General features: G+C 72.3%; 11 protein-coding genes. 10 read left to right on the forward strand and 1 reads right to left on the reverse strand.

Features of this window, described 5'->3' with window-relative positions:
* Positions 1 to 84: 84 nt before the first annotated feature.
* From OHN74_RS09015 to cobI, 7 genes are read left to right on the forward strand one after another with little or no spacing between them, the layout of a single operon-like run.
* Positions 85 to 1029 (forward strand): cobalamin biosynthesis protein, encoded by a 945-nt coding sequence (locus OHN74_RS09015; protein ID WP_327693998.1) that lies wholly within the window; start codon positions 85 to 87, stop codon positions 1027 to 1029.
* Positions 1026 to 2549: a cobyric acid synthase gene (locus OHN74_RS09020; RefSeq protein ID WP_327693999.1), complete on the forward strand. Its 1524-nt coding sequence runs from the start codon at positions 1026 to 1028 to the stop codon at positions 2547 to 2549. The genes OHN74_RS09015 and OHN74_RS09020 overlap by 4 nt, the downstream gene beginning before the upstream one ends.
* Complete coding sequence (cobN, locus tag OHN74_RS09025) at positions 2546 to 6202, forward strand: cobaltochelatase subunit CobN (RefSeq protein ID WP_327694000.1); 3657 nt, start codon at positions 2546 to 2548, stop codon at positions 6200 to 6202. The genes OHN74_RS09020 and cobN overlap by 4 nt, the downstream gene beginning before the upstream one ends.
* Complete coding sequence (locus OHN74_RS09030) at positions 6199 to 8220, forward strand: putative cobaltochelatase (protein ID WP_327694001.1); 2022 nt, start codon at positions 6199 to 6201, stop codon at positions 8218 to 8220. The genes cobN and OHN74_RS09030 overlap by 4 nt, the downstream gene beginning before the upstream one ends.
* Positions 8220 to 8819, forward strand: a complete 600-nt coding sequence (gene cobO, locus OHN74_RS09035; protein WP_327694002.1) for a cob(I)yrinic acid a,c-diamide adenosyltransferase — start codon at positions 8220 to 8222, stop codon at positions 8817 to 8819. The genes OHN74_RS09030 and cobO overlap by 1 nt, the downstream gene beginning before the upstream one ends.
* On the forward strand, positions 8816 to 10345 hold the full coding sequence (locus OHN74_RS09040) for a cobyrinate a,c-diamide synthase (RefSeq protein ID WP_443060358.1): 1530 nt from the start codon (positions 8816 to 8818) through the stop codon (positions 10343 to 10345). Before cobO ends, OHN74_RS09040 begins: the two co-directional genes overlap by 4 nt.
* Positions 10330 to 11091, forward strand: a complete 762-nt coding sequence (cobI, locus tag OHN74_RS09045; RefSeq protein ID WP_443060359.1) for a precorrin-2 C(20)-methyltransferase — start codon at positions 10330 to 10332, stop codon at positions 11089 to 11091. The genes OHN74_RS09040 and cobI overlap by 16 nt, the downstream gene beginning before the upstream one ends.
* Before the next feature lie 29 nt (positions 11092 to 11120).
* Here cobI and OHN74_RS09050 read toward each other — a convergent pair whose 3' ends face one another.
* Complete coding sequence (locus OHN74_RS09050) at positions 11121 to 11861, reverse strand: ZIP family metal transporter (RefSeq protein WP_327694005.1); 741 nt, start codon at positions 11859 to 11861, stop codon at positions 11121 to 11123.
* Positions 11862 to 11959: 98 nt separating this feature from the next.
* Here OHN74_RS09050 and cobM point away from each other — a divergent pair, with 98 nt between their 5' ends.
* From cobM to cobJ, 3 genes are read left to right on the forward strand one after another with little or no spacing between them, the layout of a single operon-like run.
* Positions 11960 to 12799 carry a precorrin-4 C(11)-methyltransferase gene (cobM, locus tag OHN74_RS09055; protein ID WP_327694006.1) on the forward strand — a complete coding sequence of 280 codons (840 nt, stop codon included), beginning with the start codon at positions 11960 to 11962 and terminating at the stop codon, positions 12797 to 12799.
* Entirely contained in the window at positions 12796 to 14073 is a 1278-nt protein-coding gene (gene cbiE / locus OHN74_RS09060; RefSeq protein ID WP_327694007.1) for a precorrin-6y C5,15-methyltransferase (decarboxylating) subunit CbiE, read from the forward strand. The genes cobM and cbiE overlap by 4 nt, the downstream gene beginning before the upstream one ends.
* Positions 14070 to 15794: a precorrin-3B C(17)-methyltransferase gene (gene cobJ, locus OHN74_RS09065; RefSeq protein ID WP_327694008.1), complete on the forward strand. Its 1725-nt coding sequence runs from the start codon at positions 14070 to 14072 to the stop codon at positions 15792 to 15794. Before cbiE ends, cobJ begins: the two co-directional genes overlap by 4 nt.
* The last annotated feature ends 34 nt before the right edge of the window (positions 15795 to 15828 follow it).

Raw genomic sequence — 15828 nt, forward strand, 5'->3', positions numbered from 1 at the left:
CTGAGTGAGGACATATCACCATGTTCGGCTGCCGTTCGAGGCATAGCACCAGGCCGTTGCCCGCCCCCACGGCCGGCTGAGCCGATGCGTGCCGATCGCGTTTTCGCGTACGGCGCCACCGCCGGACTCCTCGCTGATCTGATCCTGGGCGACCCTCGCCGCGGGCATCCGGTCGCCGCGTTCGGGCGGGCCGCCGGCGCCGTCGAACGGGTGCTGTGGCGGGACCACCGGGGGTGGGGCGCGCTGCACACCGCCGTGTGTGTGGGAGGTGCCGTCTCCCTTGCCATGGCGGCCGGTTCACTCGTCCGTCCGTCCCGTACCGCCTCCGTGGCGCTCACCGCCGCCACCACCTGGGCCGTGGTCGGCGGTACCTCACTCGGCCGGGAGGCACGGGCCGTCGGCCGGTCGCTGGAGGCCGGGGACCTCGAAGGGGCGCGGGAGCGGCTGCCCCACCTCTGCGGACGGGATCCGCAGGCCCTCGACTCCGACGGGATCGCCCGGGCCGTCGTCGAGTCCGTCGCCGAGAACACCTCCGACGCCGTGGTGGGCGCGCTCGTCTGGGGCGCCCTGGGCGGGGTGCCCGGGCTGGTCGGGTTCCGGGCCGTCAACACCCTTGACGCGATGGTCGGGCACAGGTCGGACAGATACCGGCGGTACGGGTGGGCCTCCGCGCGGCTCGACGACCTCGCGGGGTGGCCGGGGGCGCGGCTGACCGCCGTACTCGCCGCCGTCGCCGGCGGTGATCCGCGCGGGGCCGTCCGGGCCTGGCGTGCCGACGCCGGGCGCCATCCCAGTCCGAACGCCGGGCCCGTGGAGGCCTCGTTCGCGGGGGCGTTGGGGGTTCGGCTCGGCGGAACGCTGTCCTACGGGGGGCGGGTCGAGCATCGGCCGGTGCTCAACGGGGAGTCCGGGCGGGCTGTCCGCGTGTCCGACGTCGAGCGGGCTGTACGGCTGTCGCGGCGCGTCACCTGGCTGGCCCTCGGGGTCAGTGTCAGCGCACGACTCGTAGCGAAGGGGCGTACCTCATGAGTGGTGGGGCTCTGGGTGGTGGGCTGCTCGTCGCCGGGACCACCTCCGACGCCGGCAAGAGTGTCGTCACCGCCGGGATCTGCCGGTGGCTGGTGCGGCAGGGGGTCAAGGTCGCGCCGTTCAAGGCGCAGAACATGTCCCTCAACTCCTTCGTCACGCGTGAGGGTGCCGAGATCGGGCGGGCGCAGGCCATGCAGGCGCAGGCGTGCCGGATCGAGCCGACGGCGCTCATGAACCCCGTACTGCTGAAGCCGGGGGGCGACCAGAGCAGTCAGGTCGTGCTCATGGGGAAGCCGGTGGGCGAGATGAGTGCGCGCGGCTATCACGGAGGGCGGCAGGGGCAACTTCTCGGGACCGTGCTGGAGTGCCTCGCCGAACTGCGGGGCACGTATGACGCGGTGATCTGCGAGGGGGCCGGGAGCCCGGCTGAGATCAACCTCAGGCGGACGGACATCGTCAACATGGGAATCGCGCGCAATGCCCGGCTCCCGGTGCTCGTCGTCGGCGACATCGACCGCGGCGGGGTCTTCGCCTCCTTCTTCGGGACGGTCGCCCTGTTGTCCCCCGAGGACCAGGCGCTCGTCGCCGGGTTCCTCGTCAACAAGTTCCGCGGGGATGTCAGCCTGCTCGAACCCGGGCTCGACATGCTGCTCGGGCTCACCGGACGGCCGACCTACGGCGTGCTGCCCTTCCGGCACGGGCTCGGTATCGACGAGGAGGACGGGCTGCGGGTCTCGCTGCGGGGGACGGTCCGGGAGTCGAACGTCGCCCCGCCCGTCGGGGAGGACGTGCTGCGGGTCGCCGTGTGCGCGGTCCCGCTGATGTCCAACTTCACCGACGTGGACGCGCTCGCCGCCGAACCGGGCGTCGTGGTGCGGTTCGTGGACCGGCCGGAGGAACTGGCCGACGCCGACCTCGTCGTCATTCCGGGGACGCGCGGAACCGTGAAGGCGCTGGCGTGGCTGCGTGAGCGCGGGCTCGCGGACGCCGTCATGCGCCGGGCCGCCGAGGGGCGGCCCGTGCTCGGCATCTGCGGTGGCTTCCAGGTTCTCGGCGAGCACATCGAGGACGACGTCGAGAGCCGGCAGGGCCATGTCGAGGGGCTCGGGGTCCTTCCCGTACGGGTGCGGTTCGCCCGCGAGAAGACCCTCACCCGGCCCGTCGGCACCGCCCTCGGCGAACAGGTCGAGGGGTACGAGATCCATCACGGGGTCGCCGAAGTCGCAGGCGGGGAGAGCTTCCTGGACGGGTGCCGGGTCGGGAGCGTCTGGGGTACGCACTGGCACGGCTCGCTCGAATCCGACGGGTTCCGGCGGGCGTTCCTGCGCGAGGTGGCCGCCGCCGCGGGCCGCCGCTTCGTACCCGCCGCCGACACCTCCTTCGCCGGGCTGCGCGAGGAACAGCTCGACCTGCTCGGCGATCTCGTCGAACAGCACGCGGACACCGACGCGCTCTGGCGGCTCATCGAGTCGGGCGCGCCGCAAGGACTGCCTTTCATTCCACCGGGAGCGCCCGCATGAGCACAGTGTTGTTGTTGTCGACCGCCGACACGGACCTGCTGGCGGCCCGGGCCGCTTCCGGTGCCTCGTACCGGATCGGCAATCCGACCCGCGTGGACGTCGCGGAGGAGCTGCCCGCGCTCGTCGAGGGCGCGGACATCGCCGTCGTACGGCTGTTGGGCGGGAAGCGGGCGTGGGAGGACGGGCTCGCCTATCTGAAGACGTCCGGTGTGCCGACCGTGCTGCTCGGCGGGGAGACCGTGCCCGACGCCGAGTTGATGGCCGAGTCGTCGGTGCCCGCCGGGGTGGTCGCGGAGGCGCTGCGCTATCTCGTCGAGGGCGGGCCCGCCAACCTCGTGGAGATGGCGCGGTTCCTGTCGGACACCGTGCTGCTGACCGGTGAGGGGTTCGACGAGCCGCAGAAGATGCCCGAGTACGGGGTGCACGGCTCGTACGCTCGGGAGAGCGGCCGTCCGACCATCGGGGTGCTCTTCTACCGGGCCCACGAGCTCAGCGGCAACACCGGGTTCGTCGACACACTGTGCGACGCGATCGAGGCGCGGGGCGCCAACGCCCTTCCCGTGTACTGCGGTTCACTGCGCGGCGCCGACGCAGGTCTGTACGAGCTGCTCGCCGGGGCCGACGCCCTGGTCGCCACCGTCCTCGCGGCCGGCGGTACGCACGCCTCGGAGGCCTCGGCCGGCGGTGACGAGGAGGCCTGGGACATCGGGGCGCTCGCCGACCTCGACGTGCCTGTGCTGCAAGGGCTTTGCCTCACGTCGTCCAGGGCAACGTGGGACGCGTCCGACGCCGCCCTCTCCCCCATGGACGCGGCGATGCAGGTCGCGATCCCCGAGTTCGACGGCCGGCTGATCACCGTGCCGTTCTCCTTCAAGGAGGACGGCCCCGGTGGCGTGCCCGTGTACACCGCCGACCCCGAGCGGGCCGCCCGGGTCGCCGGAATCGCCGTACGGCACGCCCGGTTGAAGTACAAGCCGAACGCCGAGAAGAAGCTCGCGCTCGTCTTCACCGCCTACCCGACGAAGCACTCGCGCGTCGGCAACGCGGTGGGCCTGGACACTCCCGCGTCGGCGGTACGGGTGCTGGACGCGCTGCGCGCCGCCGGGTACTCGCTCACCGAATACCCGGACAACGGGGACGAGTTGATCCACCGGCTCATCGCGGCCGGCGGTCACGACGTGGAGTGGCTGACGGAGGACCAGCTGGCCGCCGCGCCCGCGCGGGTGCCGCTCGCCGACTATCAGGCGTGGTTCGACAAGCTGGACAGCGGGATGCGGGACGGGATGCTTGAGGCGTGGGGCGAGCCTCCGGGCAGCCTGTACGTCGACGGGGACGACATCGTCCTGGCGTCCCTCCAGTTCGGGAACGTCGTCGTGATGATCCAGCCGCCGCGCGGCTTCGGCGAGAACCCGATCGCGATCTACCACGACCCCGACATGCCGCCGTCCCACCACTACATGGCCGCCTACTGCTGGCTGGAGAACAGCTTCGGCGCGGACGCGATCGTCCACATGGGCAAGCACGGCACCATGGAATGGCTGCCCGGCAAGGGACTCGGGCTCAGCAAGGGGTGCGGGCCGGACGCCGTGCTCGGTGAACTCCCCCTCGTCTACCCGTTCATCGTCAACGACCCCGGCGAGGGCACCCAGGCCAAGCGGCGCGGGCACGCCACGGTCGTCGACCACCTCGTACCGCCGATGGCGCGCGCGGACACCTACGGCGACCTGGCGAAGCTGGAGCAGCTCCTCGACGAGTACGCGCTCGTCTCCGACCTGGACCCGACGAAGGCACCGGCGGTACGCGCGCAGATCTGGACGCTGGTCAAGGCGGCCGAACTGCATCACGACCTGCATGTGGACGACCAGCCGGACGACGACGCGTTCGACGAGTTCGTCATGCACATCGACGGCTATCTGTGCGAGATCAAGGACGTACAGATCCGGGACGGGCTGCACATTCTCGGCGGCGGCCCGGAGGCCGAGCCGCGCGTGAACCTCGTCCTGGCGGTGCTGCGTGCCTCGCAGGTGTGGGGTGGGCAGGCGAACGCCCTGCCGGGGCTGCGGGCCGCACTCGCGGTTCATTTCGGTCTGGTCGAGAAGGAGTTGCTGGCCGAACCGGGGGCTCCGGTGAAGCTGCCGGTCGAGCTGACGGATCTCGTCGAGGGACCGGCGCGTTCGGCCGCCGACGCGATCGATCTGCTGGAGCAGCTGTGCCGGCGGCTCGCGGAGGGCATGGAGGAGCGGGCGTGGGAGGCCACGGCCGTTCCGGCCCTTGTGCGGGACGTGCTGGGTCTCGAACTTCCGGACGCCGTCGCGGTGCTGGAGTTCGCCTGCGACGAGGTGGTGCCCCGGCTGGCCCGTACGACGGACGAGATCACCCACATCCTCAAGGCACTTGACGGCGGCTACGTCCCGGCGGGGCCCTCGGGCTCGCCCACGCGCGGTCTCGTCAACGTCCTGCCGACCGGCCGCAACTTCTACTCCGTCGACCCCAAGGCCATCCCGTCCAGGCTGAGTTGGGAGGTCGGACAGGCACTCGCCGACTCGCTCGTGCAGCGGTACGTGACCGACAACGGCGAGTATCCGACGTCCGTCGGCCTGACCGTCTGGGGCACGTCGGCCATGCGGACCCAGGGCGACGACATCGCCGAGATCCTGGCGCTGCTCGGCTGCCGTCCGGTGTGGGACGACGCGTCGCGGCGGGTGACCGGGTTCGAGGTGGTGCCGGTGGCCGAGCTGGGGCGGCCTCGTATCGACGTCACGGTGCGTATCTCCGGGTTCTTCCGGGACGCGTTCCCGCACGTGGTCGGTCTGATCGACGACGCGGTGCGGACGGTCGCGGACCTGGACGAGCCGGCCGAGTCCAACTTCGTACGGGCCCACGTGGACGCCGATGCCGCCGAGCACGGCGACCGGCGGCGGGCGACGGCCCGTATCTTCGGGTCGAAGCCGGGGGCCTACGGCGCCGGTCTGCTGCCGCTGATCGACGCGCGCAACTGGCGGTCGGACGCGGACCTCGCCGAGGTGTACGCGGTGTGGGGCGGTTACGCGTACGGGCGCGGGCTGGACGGGCGGGCTGCCCGGGGCGACATGGAGACGGCGTTCCGGCGGATCGCTGTGGCGGCGAAGAACGTCGACACGCGCGAGCACGACCTGGTCGACGCCGACGACTACTTCCAGTACCACGGCGGCATGGTCGCGATGGTGCGGCATCTGACGGGGGCGAGCCCCGAGGCGTACGTCGGTGACTCCGCGACTCCCGACCAGGTGAAGACGCGAACGCTGGGCGAGGAGACCCACCGGGTGTTCCGCGCCCGGGTGGTCAACCCGCGCTGGATGGCGGCGATGCGGCGGCACGGCTACAAGGGCGCGTTCGAGATGGCCGCGACCGTGGACTACCTCTTCGGGTACGACGCCACGGCCGGGGTCGTGGACGACTGGATGTACGAGAAGCTCAGCGCCGAGTACGTCTTCGACCCCGAGAATCGGGACTTCATGAAGAAGTCCAACCCGTGGGCGTTGCGCGGGATCACGGAACGGCTGCTGGAAGCCGCCGAGCGCGGGTTGTGGGCCGAGCCGGACGCCGACACCATCGAGCGGCTGCGCGCGACCTACCTGGAGCTCGAAGGCGATCTGGAGGGCGACGACAAGTGAGTACCCCGTTTCCGTTCACCGCCGTCGTCGGCCAGGACGACCTGCGGCTCGCGCTGCTGCTGAACGCCGTCTCGCCGGCGGTGGGCGGTGTGCTCGTGCGCGGCGAGAAGGGCACCGCCAAGTCCACTGCCGTGCGCGCCCTTTCGGTGCTGCTGCCCGCGGTCGATGTCGTCGCCGGGTGCCGGTTCTCGTGCGACCCCGGGGCGCCCGATCCGGCCTGCCCCGACGGGCCCCACGAGGCCGGGGCCCACGAGTCCCGGGCCGCCCGGATGGTCGAGCTGCCCGTCGGTGCCTCCGAGGACCGGCTTGTCGGCGCCCTCGACATCGAGCGGGCACTCTCGGAGGGCGTGAAGGCGTTCGAGCCGGGGCTGCTCGCCGACGCGCATCGCGGGATTCTCTACGTCGACGAGGTCAACCTCCTTCACGACCACCTCGTCGACCTGCTGCTGGACGCCGCCGCGATGGGCGCCTCCTACGTCGAACGTGAAGGTGTCTCCGTACGGCATGCGGCGAAGTTCCTGCTCGTCGGGACCATGAACCCCGAGGAGGGTGAGCTTCGGCCGCAGCTTCTCGACCGGTTCGGGCTGACCGTCGAGGTCGCGGCCTCGCGGGAGCCCGATCAGCGGGTCGAGGTCGTGCGGCGGCGGCTGGCGTACGACGACGATCCCGCCGGGTTCACCGCGCGGTGGGCCGACGAGGAGTCCGCCGTACGGGCCCGGATCGTCGCCGCGCGGGAGCTGTTGCCGTCCGTGCGGCTGGGCGACGGGGCGCTCAGGCAGATCGCCGCCACCTGTGCCGCCTTCGAGGTGGACGGGATGCGCGCCGACATCGTGATGGCGCGGACCGCCGTCGCACTGGCCGCCTGGGACGGGCGTACCGACGTGCTCGCGGAGGATGTACGGCAGGCCGCGTTGCTCGCCCTGCCTCATCGGCGGCGGCGGAATCCCTTTGACGCGCCGGGACTTGACGAGAACAAGCTCGACGAGACGCTGGAGGAGTTCGGCGGGCAGGGATCGGGTGCGGACGGCGAGGACGAGGATCCCGATCCCGGTCCGGACGGGCCCGGTGGTGGCGGTGGTCAGGCCCCCGAGTCCGACGGTCCGCAGGGGGACGACGCCGGCGCGCGGCCCGAGGCCGGGGAGGGCGGTGAGCCGCAGCCCTCGGGGGCCGGTTCCGGCGAGCAGCAGCCCGTGCGGGCCGGTGAGCCCTTTCGTACCAAGGTGCTGAGTGTTCCCGGTGTGGGTGAGGGTGCTGCCGGGCGCCGGTCGCGGGCACGGACCGAGCGGGGGCGTACGACGGGGTCCCGGCGGCCTCAGGGGGCGCTCACCAAGCTGCACCTGGCGGCCACCGTGCAGGCCGCCGCGCCGCATCAGCTGGCGCGGGGCCGGGCCGGGCGTGGGCTGGTGGTGCGACGGGACGATCTGCGGCAGGCGACGAGGGAGGGACGCGAGGGGAATCTCGTGCTCTTCGTCGTCGACGCCTCGGGGTCGATGGCCGCCCGGCAGCGGATGAGCGCCGTCAAGGGCGCTGTGCTGTCGCTGCTGCTCGACGCCTATCAGCGGCGGGACAAGGTGGGGCTGGTGACGTTCCGCGGGACGGCGGGCGATGTCGCTCTGCCGCCGACCTCGTCCGTGGACGCGGCGGCCGTCCGGCTGGAGTCGCTTCCCACCGGTGGGCGTACGCCGATCGCGGCGGGGCTGCTGAAGGCGCACGACGTGCTCCGGGTGGAGCGGATGCGGGATCCGGCCCGGCGTGCGCTGGTGGTGGTCGTGACCGACGGGCGGGCCACGGGTGGCCCGGAGCCCGTCGCGATGGCCGGGCGGGCGGCTCGGCTGTTCGCCGCCGAGGGGATCGCCTCCGTGGTCGTGGACTGCGAGTCCGGGCCGGTACGGCTGGGACTCGCCGGGCGGCTCGCGGGTGAGCTCGGGGGTACGGCGGTGACGCTCGACGAGTTGCGGGCGGACTCCATCGCCGGTCTGGTGAGGGATGTGCAGGGGACTTCGAGGAGGGCCGCGTAATGCCTCAGGGACAGCCGAGTGTCGTACCGGAGGATGGGTTGACGACCCGGCAGCGGCGTAACCGGCCGCTTGTCGTCGTGCACACGGGGATCGGGAAGGGCAAGTCGACCGCCGCTTTCGGGCTCGCGCTGCGCGCCTGGAACCAGGGGTGGCCCATCGGGGTGTTCCAGTTCGTCAAGTCGGCGAAGTGGAAGGTGGGCGAGGAGAACGCTCTCCGGGTGCTGGGGGCCAGCGGCGAGGGCGGGACCGTCGACTGGCACAAGATGGGCGAGGGCTGGTCCTGGGTCCAGCGGGACGCGCAGCTCGACAACGAGGAGAAGGCCCGGGAGGGCTGGGAGCAGGTCAAGCGGGACCTCGCCGCCGAGACGTACAAGCTGTATGTGCTGGACGAGTTCGCCTATCCCATGCACTGGGGGTGGGTCGATGTAGACGAGGTCGTCGCTGTGCTGCGGGACCGGCCGGGGAACCAGCATGTGGTGATCACCGGGCGCAACGCTCCGGAGAAGCTGGTGGAGTTCGCGGATCTGGTGACGGACATGTCCAAGGTCAAGCATCCGATGGACACCGGGCAGAAGGGGCAGCGGGGTATCGAGTGGTGACGTCCTCCTCCGTCTCGTCCGGGTCCCCGTCGTCCGGGTCCGTGCCCCGGCTGGTCATTGCCGCGCCCTCCTCGGGCAGCGGCAAGACCACCGTTGCCACGGGGCTGATGGCCGCGTTCGCCGCGCGGGGGCTCGCCGTGTCTCCGCACAAGGTGGGGCCGGACTACATCGATCCCGGGTATCACGCGCTCGCCACCGGGCGGGTGGGGCGGAATCTCGACGCGTACATGTGCGGGCCCGAGTTGGTCGGGCCGTTGTTCGTGCACGGGGCGCGCGGGTGCGACATCGCCGTGGTCGAGGGTGTGATGGGGCTGTACGACGGGGCCGCGGGCGAGGGTGAGCTCGCGTCCACGGCTCAGGTGGCGAAGTTGCTGCGGGCGCCGGTGGTGCTTGTCGTCGACGCGTCCTCGCAGTCCAGGTCCGTGGCCGCACTCGTGCACGGGTTCGTGTCGTGGGATCCGGAGGTGCGGATCGGGGGCGTGATTCTCAACAAGGTCGCGTCGGATCGGCATGAGGAGATGCTGCGGGAGGCGTTGGAGTCGGTGGGGGTGCCTGTGGTGGGGGTGCTTCGGCGGGCTCCGCAGGTGGATGTGCCTTCTCGGCATCTGGGGCTGGTGCCTGTCGCCGAGCGGCAGGGGGCGGCCGTGGCGGCTGTTGCGGCCATGGCCGCGCAGGTTTCCGCAGGGTGTGATCTTGAGGCGTTGTTCGCGTTGGCGCGGGGGGCGGGGGCGTTGGCGTGTGCGGGGTGGGATGCGGGTGAGGTCTTGCCCGCGGCGGAGCCGCTGAAGGATGCAGCCTCGCCCCCGCCGCCCCTACCCGTCCCATCCCTTCCTGGGGGCTGCGCCCCCGGACCCCCGCTTTCGGCCCTGAACGGGCCTCGTCCTCAAGCGCCGGACGGGCTGGAAATGCCGACCGCCGGCTCAGGAGTGACTGTTGCTCTCGCCGGCGGCGCCGCCTTCACCTTTTCCTATGCCGAGCATGCCGAGCTGTTGCGGGCCGCCGGGGCCGAGGTCGTCGTGTTCGATCCGCTTCGGGATGAGCAACTGCCGGACGGGACGCGGGGGTTGGTCATCGGGGGTGGGTTTCCCGAGGTGTTCGCCGCCGAGTTGTCCGCCAATGAGCCACTGCGCAAGTCCGTCGCCGCCCTCGCGGAGAGCGGTGCGCCCGTTGCCGCCGAGTGTGCCGGGTTGCTGTATCTGGGGCGGGAGTTGGACGGGCTGCCCATGTGCGGGGTGCTCGATGCCACCGCCCGGATGACCGATCGGCTCACCCTCGGTTATCGGGATGCCGTGGCCGTGAGTGACAGTTCGCTCGCGGCGGCCGGTACCCGGATGCGTGGGCACGAGTTTCATCGGACCGTCGTCGAGCCCGGGGCGGGTACTGCTCCCGCCTGGGGTGTACGGGGTGCGGCGCGGCGGGTCGAGGGGTTTGTACAGCGCGGTGTGCACGCGAGTTATCTGCACACGCACTGGGCGTCTGCGCCCGGTGTCGCCCGTCGGTTCGTGGAGAGGTGCCGGACGTCATGAGCAGCGAGAGCAGCGTCAGCAGCAGGTTGATCGGGGTCGGGGTCGGGCCCGGTGATCCCGAGCTGGTGACCGTCAAGGGCGTCAACGCGTTGCGCGCCGCCGATGTGGTCGTCGTACCCGTGATGGACACCCTTGAGCGAGGGCGCGCCGAGGCCACCGTGCTGCACTACGTGCCCGCCGAGAAGATCGTCCGGGTCGTCTTCGCGCTCAACGAGCGGTCCGACCATGCCCGGCGCGAGGCTGCCTGGGATGCCGCCGGTGCTCGGGTGGCCGAGTTGCTCGGCGCGCATTCCGTCGTCGCCTTCGCGACCATCGGGGACCCCAACGTGTACTCGACGTTCACCTATCTCGCCCACACGATCGGGGAGCTGGTCCCTTCGGCCGTCGTCGAGACCGTGCCCGGTATCACCGCGATGCAGGATCTGGCGGCCCGGTCGGGGGCCGTGCTCACCGAGGGGACCGAGCCGCTCACCCTCGTGCCCGTGACCGCGGGGGCGGCTGTGCTCAAGGAGGCTCTGGGCGGGCCGGGCACCGTCGTGGCGTACAAGTTCGGGCGGCAGGCCCAGGAGGTCGCCGAGGCGCTGCGGGAGAGCGGGCGGATCGGCGATGCCGTCTGGGGGTCGGCCCTGGGGCTGGAGGACGAGTCCATCCGGCCCGCCGACGAACTCGACGGTGCGCCGCTCCCGTACCTCTCCACCCTCATCGCGCCCGCGCCACGCGGCGGCGGGCGGGGCGGCAAGTTGTGAACCACCGCCTCGACGGCACACGCCCGGGCTCAGCCCGACAGGCCCACCACCAGCCAGATGAACGCCGCGCCCGCGATCGTGCAGAGCACCGTCGAGTGGGTGGGGTGTTCGTGGTGGGCCTCGGGCAGGATCTCGGCGGCTGCGAGGTAGAGCAGTACGCCGCCGAAGAGGCCGAGATAGCCGCCGAGCGCCTGTTCGGGGATCGTGAAGAAGAGGGTCGAGGCCGCGCCCACGACCGGTGCCACCGCGTCGGCGAACAACATGGCCACGGCCTTGCGGCGGGCGTTTCCGTACAGGCTCGTGATCGTGTACGTGTTGAAGCCGTCGGCGAAGTCGTGGGCGATCACCGCGAGCGCGACCGCGAGGCCCATACCGCCGCCCACCTGGAAGGCGGCGCCGATCGCGACGCCGTCCATCGCGCTGTGGCCGACCATGGCCGCGGCTGCCGTCAGACCCACCTGGGGCGTCCGGCCGCCGTGTTCGCCGGTCCCCTCGGCGGCGCCGTGCGAGGCCTGCCGTACGGCGAGCAGCCGTTCCACCAGATGGGCCAGCAGAAAGCCGGCGACGAACAGCAGCAGCGCGGCCGGTACGCCGAACACCTCCTGGCCCGCCGCGTCCAGTGCCTCCGGCAGCAGGTCGAGGCCGACCACGCCCAGCATCAGGCCGCCGGCCAGGCCCAGGACGAGATGGCGGCGGTCGGTCACACGCAGTGCCGTCCAGCCGCCGGCCAGCGTCATCAGGAACGCGCCGAGCGCGACGAAGACCGCCATGTGCCCTTGCTATCCGATCGACCCGCCTTCGCGCACCTCCACACCCACCCGCACACCAACTGACGTATTCGCTGTTCCGTACGAGAGGATCTCGCCCCATGGCTCCCACGGCCGACGTTTCGACCGGCGCTCCCACCGGCAAGGTGACGTTCGTCGGTGCCGGTCCCGGCGCCGCCGATCTGCTGACCTTCCGCGCCGCCCGCGCCATCGCCGACGCCGATGTCGTGATCTGGGCGGCCAGCCTCGTACAGGAGGCTGTTCTCGAACATGCGCGCGAGGGGGCGGAGATCCTCGACTCGGCGACGATGTCGCTGGAGGACGTCGTCGCCGTGTACGAGCGTGCCGTGCGCGAGGGCCTGCGCGTGGCCCGGATCCACTCCGGCGATCCCGCGCTCTGGGGCGGCACCCAGGAGCAGGTCGACCGGTGTGCCGAGATCGGGATCGAGACCGAGATCGTGCCCGGTGTCTCCTCCTTCTCCGCCGTCGCCGCCCTCGCCCAGCGTGAGCTGACCATTCCCGAGGTCGCGCAGTCCGTGATCCTCACCCGGCTGGGCGGCGGGAAGACCCCGATGCCGCCCGGTGAGGAGGTGCGGGAGTTCGCCCGGCACGGGACCACCATGGCGATCTTCCTGTCCGCCGCCCGTAGTGGGCAGCTCGTACGGGAGCTGCTGGAGGGCGGTTATCCGACGTCCACGGCGGTCGTCATCGCCTATCAGGCGACCTGGCCGGAGGAACTGGTCGTGCGGTGCACGATCGAGACGCTGGAGGAGACGGTCAAGGAGCACAAGCTGTGGAAGCACACCTTGTTCCTGATCGGCCCGGCCCTCGACGCCAGCGGCACCCGCTCGCACCTCTACCACCCCGGCCACTTCCACGGCTTCCGCAAGGCCGACCCGGCGGCCCGCCGGGCGCTGCGCGAGCGAGGGGCGAGTACGTGATCACCGTCATCGGTACGGGGACGGGGGCGCCGCTTCCGCCGGACGCCACGGCCGCCGTCGCCGGGGCCGCGCTGGTCGTGGGCGCCCGGCGGCATCTGGCCGCGGTGTCCACGGTGGTGTCCGAGGGTGCCGAGCGGGTCGTTCTCGGGGCCTTGCCTCCGGCGCTCGACACCGTCGAGGAGTACGTCGGCAAGGAGCGGCCCGTCGTCGTGCTCGCCTCCGGTGATCCGGGGTTCTTCGGGATCGTGCGGGCGCTGGCCGAGCGGTTCGGGGCCGGGCTGCTCGATGTCCGGCCGGGGGTGTCCTCCGTCGCCGCCGCGTTCGCCCGGGCCGGGCTGACCTGGGACGACGCGGTGGTCGTCAGCGCGCACGGGCGTGCGCTGCGTACGGCGGTCAACGTGTGCCGGGCGCGGCCCAAGGTGGCGGTGCTGACCGGGCCGGGCGCCGGGCCCGCCGAGCTGGGCGCGGCCCTGGCAGGCGAGCCGCGTGCGCGCGTGCTGGTGGTCGCCTCGGCGCTGGGCGATCCGGAACTCGAACGCGTCGAGCGGGTCACTCCTGCCGAGGCGGTGGAACGGGACTGGGGCGACGCGGTGAGTGTGGTGCTGTGCCTGGACGAGGCGCGGACGCTCGCGCCGGTCCGTGTCACGGTCGCCGGTTCGGCTGTCGGGCCCGGCCGATGGGCCCTGGACGAGCGGGAGTTCGCCCATCGCGACTCGATGATCACCAAGTTCGAGGTACGGGCCCTGGCGCTGGCCCGGCTAGGGCCGCGCCTAGGTGACCTGGTCTGGGACATCGGCGCGGGCTCCGGGTCCGTGGCCGTGGAGTGCGCGCGGCTCGGGGCGGCCGTGGTCGCCGTCGAGAAGACGTCGGACGGGGCGGAGCGGGTACGGGCCAATGCCGCCGCGCACGGTGTCGACGTGCGGGTGGTGGAGGGGGTCGCGCCCGATGCCCTGCCCGCCCCCGCCCACGAACTGTCCGATCCCGACGCCGTGTTCATCGGCGGGGGCGGGCGCGAACTGCCCGCCGTCGTCACCGCGTGTGCGCTGCGGGCCCGGCGGACGGTGGTGGTCGCGCTGGCCGCCCTCGACCGGGTGCCCGCCGTGCGCGAGGCGCTCACCGGGGCCGGCTTCGACTGCGACGGCGTCCTGTTGCAGTCGTCCCGGCTTGCCCCCCTGCCGGGTGATGTGACCCGGCTCGCGGCGACCAATCCCGTTTTCCTGCTGTGGGGCACGCGTCCCGCAACACCTGTGGCTAGAGAAGGAGTTCCACTGTGATCGGCCTGATTTCCGCGACGGCGGCGGGCGCGGCGGCGCGTGATCGGCTTGCCGCCGCCTGGCCCGACCGTACGCGTGTGTACGAGGGGCCGGTCGCCGACGCCGTCCGGCGCGCGTTCGGAGAGTGCTCGCAGCTCGTGTGCTTCCTGGCCACGGGGGCGGTCGTACGGCTGGTCGCCCCGCTGCTGTCCGACAAGGCGTCCGACCCCGGTGTGGTGTGCGTCGACGAGGGCGGGCGCTTCGCCGTTTCGCTGGTCGGCGGGCACGGTGGCGGGGCCAATGAACTCGCCCGTGCGGTCGGGCGGTTGCTGGGTGCGGAGCCGGTGGTGACCACCGCGACGGACGCGGTGGGGGTGCCGGGGCTCGACACGCTCGGGCTGCCCGTCGAGGGCGATGTCGCGGGGGTCTCGCGGGCGCTGCTCGACGGTGAACCCGTCGCGCTGGAGCTGGAGTCGGTCTGGCCGCTGCCCGCGCTGCCGGCCAATGTGCTGCCGTCCGGTGCCGGGAGTGCGGCGCCGGGTGTCGCTCCGACGATCCGGGTGACCGACCGGCTGATCGGCACCGGCCGGGCGGGCGAGGTCGTCTTGCGGCCACCGTCCCTCGTCGTCGGTGTCGGCGCCTCCAAGGGGGCCCCGGTCGACGAGGTGCTCGGGCTGGTCGAGGGCGCGTTGGCGGACGCGGGGCTCGCTGTCGCCTCGGTAGCCGCGCTGGCCACCGTCGACGCGAAGGCGGACGAGCCGGGGATCGTCGGGGCCGCCGGGCGGCTCGGGGTGCCTGTACTGACGTACTCCGCCGAGGAGTTGGCCGGGGTCGAGGTGCCCAATCCCTCCGCCGCGCCACTCGCCGCCGTCGGTACACCGTCCGTGGCAGAGGCTGCCGCGCTGGTCGGCGGGGGTGAACTCCTCGTCCCCAAGAGGAAGTCGGAGCGTGCGGACGGGGCGCCGGCCATGGCGACCTGTGCCGTCGTACGGCGGCCGGGGCGCGGGCGGCTCGCGGTCGTGGGGCTCGGGCCCGGGGCGCGGGATCTGCTGACGCCACGTGCCGAGGCGGAGTTGCGGCGGGCGTCCGTGCTGGTCGGGCTCGATCAGTACGTCGACCAGATCCGTGATCTGCTGCGGCCCGGTACCCGGATCCTGGAGTCGGGGCTCGGGGCCGAGGAGGAGCGGGCGCGGACGGCGGTGGCCGAGGCCCGGAAGGGGCAGGCTGTCGCGCTGATCGGCAGCGGGGACGCGGGCGTGTACGCGATGGCGTCGCCCGCGCTCGCCGAGGCGTCCGACGACATCGACGTGGTCGGGGTGCCCGGCGTCACGGCGGCCCTCGCCGCCGGCGCGATTCTCGGGGCGCCGCTCGGCCACGACCATGTCTCCATCAGTCTCTCCGACCTGCACACGCCCTGGCACGTCATCGAGCGGCGGGTGCTGGCGGCGGCCGAGGCTGACATCGTCGTGACGTTCTACAACCCGCGCAGCCGGGGCCGTGACTGGCAGCTGCCCAAGGCGCTCGCCATACTCGGCGCGCACCGGGAGCCGACGACGCCCGTGGGTGTCGTACGGAACGCGTCGCGACCCGACGAGTCCAGCCGCGTCACGACACTGGCCGGCCTCGACCCGGCGACGGTCGACATGATGACGGTCGTGACCGTCGGCAACACCGCGACCCGGAACATCGCGGGCCGGATGGTCACACCTCGCGGGTACCGCTGGCAGGAGACCACCCAGTGATCCTTCGTCCGGTACTTCCCGGCTTCCTTCTCAA

Origin of the sequence: Streptomyces sp. NBC_00459 (assembly GCF_036013955.1) — a bacterium.
Classification (GTDB): Bacteria; Actinomycetota; Actinomycetes; order Streptomycetales; family Streptomycetaceae; genus Streptomyces.

Excerpts from the sequence above, each read along its gene's own strand:
- OHN74_RS09015 (WP_327693998.1), top strand. The coding sequence starts at position 85 with ATGCGTGCCGATCGCGTTTTCGCGTACGGCGCCACCGCCGGACTCCTC.
- OHN74_RS09020 (WP_327693999.1), top strand. The coding sequence starts at position 1,026 with ATGAGTGGTGGGGCTCTGGGTGGTGGGCTGCTCGTCGCCGGGACCACC.
- cobN (WP_327694000.1), top strand. The coding sequence starts at position 2,546 with ATGAGCACAGTGTTGTTGTTGTCGACCGCCGACACGGACCTGCTGGCG.
- cobO (WP_327694002.1), top strand. The coding sequence starts at position 8,220 with ATGCCTCAGGGACAGCCGAGTGTCGTACCGGAGGATGGGTTGACGACC.
- OHN74_RS09050 (WP_327694005.1), bottom strand. The coding sequence starts at position 11,861 with ATGGCGGTCTTCGTCGCGCTCGGCGCGTTCCTGATGACGCTGGCCGGC.
- cobM (WP_327694006.1), top strand. The coding sequence starts at position 11,960 with ATGGCTCCCACGGCCGACGTTTCGACCGGCGCTCCCACCGGCAAGGTG.